Source organism: Vibrio sp. 10N.222.49.C9 (assembly GCF_041474985.1).
Classification (GTDB): Bacteria; Pseudomonadota; Gammaproteobacteria; order Enterobacterales; family Vibrionaceae; genus Vibrio; species Vibrio crassostreae_C.
The window spans coordinates 1-289 of the sequence record NZ_JBFRVD010000981.1 but is presented as its reverse complement, the minus strand read 5'-3'; the positions used below and the strand labels follow the sequence as shown (position 1 = coordinate 289).

Annotated in this window: 1 pseudogene; it reads left to right on the top strand. The window is 41.9% G+C overall.

From position 1 onward, the window contains the following. A pseudogene (locus tag AB4585_RS26520) lies at positions 1–123 on the top strand (glyoxalase); the annotation flags it as partial. Positions 124–289 lie beyond the last annotated feature (166 nt).

Here is a 289-nt window from a genome sequence, read left to right as displayed (position 1 = left end):
CGCTACCACCCAGAAGACGACAGCAAACAAGCAAAAATGGTGTACCTAGAAGACCCGTTTGGCAACTTGTTCGAGCTTTACTCGCACACTTACGAAGAAACGTACGCTTCTGATTACTCTTAATCGAGACCGTGAGTGAAATGAAAAAGGATTGGCTATTGCCAGTCCTTTTTTGGTTTTGAAGATTCAATGACATTAGTTCAGAATTAGAAAATACCTAGCAGTGAGGTGTCTTCTATTTCAGTACCTTCTTATCTCTGACTAGTACGCACACTCCGGCGTGTAAATA